This window comes from Clostridium sp. ZBS15, assembly GCF_023845705.1.
Taxonomy (GTDB): domain Bacteria; phylum Bacillota; class Clostridia; order Clostridiales; family Clostridiaceae; genus Clostridium; species Clostridium aquiflavi.
On the sequence record NZ_JAMQHY010000040.1, the window covers coordinates 1 to 4741 of the forward strand.

General features: G+C 27.0%; 5 protein-coding genes. All 5 read left to right on the forward strand.

What is annotated here, in order from left to right; translation table 11 throughout:
• Positions 1-175: 175 nt before the first annotated feature.
• The 5 genes from pheA (at position 176) to NG904_RS12080 (ending at position 4662) form a co-directional block, all read left to right on the forward strand.
• Complete coding sequence (gene pheA / locus NG904_RS12060) at positions 176-1318, forward strand: prephenate dehydratase (RefSeq protein WP_252211839.1); 1143 nt, start codon at positions 176-178, stop codon at positions 1316-1318.
• Positions 1319-1344: 26 nt separating this feature from the next.
• Positions 1345-2157, forward strand: a complete 813-nt coding sequence (aroE, locus tag NG904_RS12065) for a shikimate dehydrogenase (protein WP_252211840.1) — start codon at positions 1345-1347, stop codon at positions 2155-2157.
• Between the two features lie 12 nt (positions 2158-2169).
• A complete protein-coding gene (locus NG904_RS12070; RefSeq protein WP_252211841.1) occupies positions 2170-2667 on the forward strand; it encodes a shikimate kinase in 498 nt (165 codons plus the stop codon).
• Positions 2668-2799: 132 nt separating this feature from the next.
• Positions 2800-3813 (forward strand): 3-deoxy-7-phosphoheptulonate synthase, encoded by a 1014-nt coding sequence (aroF, locus tag NG904_RS12075; protein WP_252231772.1) that lies wholly within the window; start codon positions 2800-2802, stop codon positions 3811-3813.
• 15 nt (positions 3814-3828) lie between these two features.
• Positions 3829-4662: a prephenate dehydrogenase gene (locus NG904_RS12080; RefSeq protein WP_252231773.1), complete on the forward strand. Its 834-nt coding sequence runs from the start codon at positions 3829-3831 to the stop codon at positions 4660-4662.
• The last annotated feature ends 79 nt before the right edge of the window (positions 4663-4741 follow it).

A 4741-nucleotide genomic window follows, 5' to 3' on the forward strand; every position in this document is an offset into this window, starting at 1 on the left:
CAACACACATTTAAAACAGAACCAAATATAAAGAGTTGAAAAGTGATATTGGAAGATAAAGAGTTGAGGATTGAGACATTTAATCCAAAATTTCAATTCCCATCTCTCCACTTTCAACCCAAATAGCATGGAAGTAAGCATTTTTATAAAATATTAAAAATAAGGGGCGTGACATATGGCAGGGTTAGATGATTATAGAAATAGTATAGATGAAATAGATCAAAAGATAACTGAATTATTTGAGCAGAGAATGGATGTTGTTCTTAAAGTGGGTGAATATAAGAAAAAAAATAATTTGCCTATATTTAATAAGAATAGAGAAGATGATGTTATAAAGAAGAACTTAGGTTATCTAAAAAATCAAGATTATATTGAAGAAACAGAAAAATTCTTTGAAAAATTAATGGAAATATCAAGACAGCTTCAAAGTAGAAAAATGATAGAAGAAGATTTGATAGAAGAGAAAAAATTAAATAATAATATTAATGTTTGTGAAAACAAAAAAATAGGGTTTTATGGTGCACAAGGGTCTTTTACAGAAGAAGCGATGATTAAATATTTTGGTGAAGATAGAGATTCTAAATCATATGAAGAATTTGAAGATGTATTTTTAGCAATTAAAAATGATGAAATTAATTATGGAATACTTCCAATAGAAAATTCATCAACAGGAGCAATTTCTAGTGTATATGATCTTTTGTATAAATACGGATTTTTTATAAATGGAGAAGTATGTATAAAAATAAATCAAAATTTAATTGGGGTAGAGGGAAGCAATTTAAGTGAAATTAAAGAGATATATTCACATACTCAAGGATTTGAACAAAGTTCAGATTTTTTAAAGAAGTATAATGAATGGAAGTTGATACCATTTCATAGTACAGCTAGTAGTGCTAAATTAATCAAAGAGTTAGAGGATAAATCAAAAGCTGCAATAGGTAGTAAAAGAGTAGCTAATATATATGATTTAAAAATTATTAAAGAAAATATAAACAATCAAACAGAAAATTTCACAAGGTTTATAATAATTTCTAAAGAATTAGAAGAAAATAAAAATTCCAATAAAATTAGTGTAGTATTTTCACTTGAAGATAAGGCTGGTACGTTATATAAGTTATTAAGACATTTTGCAGAAAATAATATAAATATGATTAAAATAGAATCAAGACCAATGAAAAATGGTCCTTGGAAGTACTTTTTATATGGTGATTTTGAAGGTGATTTATCATCAGAAAAGGTTAAAAAAGCTTTATATTTAATTGAACAAAGTAGTGCTTACTTTAAATTATTGGGGGCATATGAAAAAAATAGATGTTAGATGAACAAAGAAAGGATGTGAAAATATTGAATTTTTACGGATTACTAGGTGAAAAATTATCACATTCTATATCACCAATGATTCATAATAAGATTTTTTCACTTTTAAATATTGATGGGGCATATAAAATATTTGAAGTGGAAAAAAATAATTTAAGTAAATTTACAGAGTCATTAAAAGTATTGAAAATTAAGGGCTGTAATGTAACAATTCCTTATAAGGAAGATATAATGAAATATTTAGATGAAATATCACCTGAAGCAAAAAAAATAAAAGCAATAAATACAATATTATTAAAAGATAATAAATTATATGGATTTAATAGTGATTATTATGGATTTAATAGTATATTAGTTAGAAACAATATAGAAGTTAATGGTAAAATAGCTATTATACTAGGAACAGGGGGAGCATCTAAAGCTGCAGTTACTTTATTATTAGATAGAGGCATAAAAAAAATATATTTGGTTTCTAGAAGCAAGAAATCAATTCCTTTGGTTGAGGATATTAAAATCGAATATAGAACTTATGAGGACATAGGTAATGTAAAAGGTGATATATTGATAAATGCAACTCCAGTAGGAATGTATCCTAATGTAGATAATAACCCTGTTGATGAAAAGATTATTAATAATTTTGATGTATTAATAGACTTAATATATAATCCAAGAGAAACTAAATTTCTTCAATGTGGAAAAAGACTAAATAAAAAAGTTTGTGGGGGATTAGAAATGCTTCTAGGACAAGCAATTAAGTCATCAGAAATTTGGCATGATATATCTATAAATCCTGATATTCAAGAAAAATTATATTCATATATAAATGAAGAATTTAAATAGAGAGAATAGATTATGAAAAGTAAAATATTTTTAATAGGAATGCCTGGATGTGGAAAGTCTACAATTGGAGAAATTATAGCTAAAGAATTATTGTTAAAATTTATAGATATGGATATATATATTGAGGGAAAAACATCAAAAACAATTTCCAAACTTTTTGAACAAGGAGAAGATTATTTTAGAGATATAGAAAGTGAAACTTGTAAAGAAATAATAAAGTATGATAATGTTGTAATAGCAACTGGTGGTGGAATAGTAAAAATAGATAAAAATATAAATATTCTAAAAGAAAATGGATTAGTAATTTTTATAGATAGACCAGTTGAAAAAATTATTTCTGATATAGATGTTTCAAGAAGACCTCTTTTAAAAGATGGAAAAAAGAGGATTGTAGAATTATATAAAGAAAGATATAATCTTTACAAAAAAGCATCACATAATATAGTTGTTAATGATGGAATTATGGATGAAGTAGTAGAAGAGATAAAAAGATTAATAGTTAAAAGTTAATGTTTATAATTGATATTTTAAATTAGAATATCAATTAACAAATAAAAATTGATAAATATAAAATTAAATTTATGAAGGATAGTAGAATAGTAGAATTAAAAAAATTTATTTGAAGTACAGGAGGAGTTTTACATGATTATTATTATGAAACCAAAAGCAAGTGAAGAAGAAATAGGAAAGGTTAAGTCTTTTATTGAAAGTAAGGGGTTAGAAACACATATTTCAAAGGGAAATACTTATTATATTGTAGGTATTGTAGGAGATACAGCAATAATAGATCCTAAAAAATTACAAGTACTTAAGGGTGTAGACAGAGTAATGAAGGTACAAGAACCTTTTAAAAAGGCAAATAGAATTTTTAAACCAAATGACACAATAATAAATATAGATGGTTCAATAGTTGGAGGTGGAAAGCTTGGTATAATGGCTGGTCCATGTTCTGTTGAATCTGAAGAGCAAATAATTGAAGTAGCAAAAAGAGTTAAGGCAGCAGGTGCTAATTTTTTAAGAGGTGGTGCATTTAAGCCAAGAACTTCACCTTATAGTTTCCAAGGACTAGAGCTTGAAGGATTAAAACTTTTAAAGGCAGCTAAGCAAGAAACAGGACTTCCAATAGTAACTGAGCTTATGTCAACAGATTATATTGATACATTTATAGAAGAAGTTGATGTAATTCAAATTGGAGCTAGAAATATGCAAAACTTTGATTTGTTAAAACAAATTGGTAGAACTAAGAAACCTATATTATTAAAAAGGGGTCTATCAGCAACAATTGAGGAATGGTTAATGTCAGCAGAATATATAATGGCAGGTGGAAATGAAAATGTAATACTTTGTGAAAGAGGTATTAGAACATTTGAAACAATAACTAGAAATACGTTAGATTTACAAGCAATTCCTGTTGTTAAGAGGTTATCACATTTACCTATAATTATAGATCCAAGTCATGCAGGTGGATATGCATACTTAGTTGAGCCAATGGCAAAAGCAGCAATAATTGCAGGGGCTGATGGTTTGATGATAGAAGTTCATAATGATCCAGAAAATGCACTAAGTGATGGTCAACAATCACTTACTCCAGACCAATTTGATGGACTTATGGGGAAAGTTAAGGCAGTAGCAGAAATAGAAGGAAAAGAAATATAATTCTTGGAGGGCTATATGAAAGTGGTAATAGTAGGTCTTGGAGTAATAGGTGGATCTTTTGCAATGGCATTAAAAGATGCTGGTTATAAAAATGTTTATGGAATAGATAATAATGAAGAGACATTATTAAAAGCTGAAAAGCTAAACTTAATAAGACGAGGATATACTGATGGAAATGAAATTTTAAAAGATGCGGATTTAATTATAATATCAATATATCCTAAGCTTGTTAAAGATTTTATTAAAAATAATATAGATAATTTTAAAGATGGGGCAGTAATAACTGATGCAACTGGAATAAAGAAGTTATTTATAAATGATATAGTCAAGATATTACCTTCAAATATAGATTTTGTATTTGGACACCCAATGGCTGGAAGAGAAAAAAAGGGAATAGATTTTGCAAGCAGTGATGTTTTTAAAGGTGCTAACTATATTTTGACTCCAACTTCAAAAAATAAAGAAGAGAATTTGAAGCTAGTAGAAAACTTAGCATATGAAATAGGTTTTAAAAGAGTTAAAAGAATAAGTCCAGAATTTCATGATGAAATGATAGGATTTACTAGTCAGTTACCTCATTCCCTAGCAGTGGCTTTAGTAAATAGTGATTTAGAGGGAAGAGACACTGGAAGTTTTATTGGTGATAGTTATCGAGATTTAACTAGAATTGCTAATATAAACGAAGATTTATGGAGTGAACTTTTTTTAGGAAACAAAGAAAATCTATTAAAATCTATAGAATCATTTGAATGTGAACTAGATAAAATAAAAGATGCAATAAAAGATGATGATAAAGAATCCTTAAAAGAATTATTTATAAAATCAACTAAGAGACGTGAAAAATTATAATTAAAGGCTCTGTTTTAGTAAAATGTTTATATATGCATAAGTAAAGGTGGACTGAGTAATTGAACTTAGGAATGCTAAA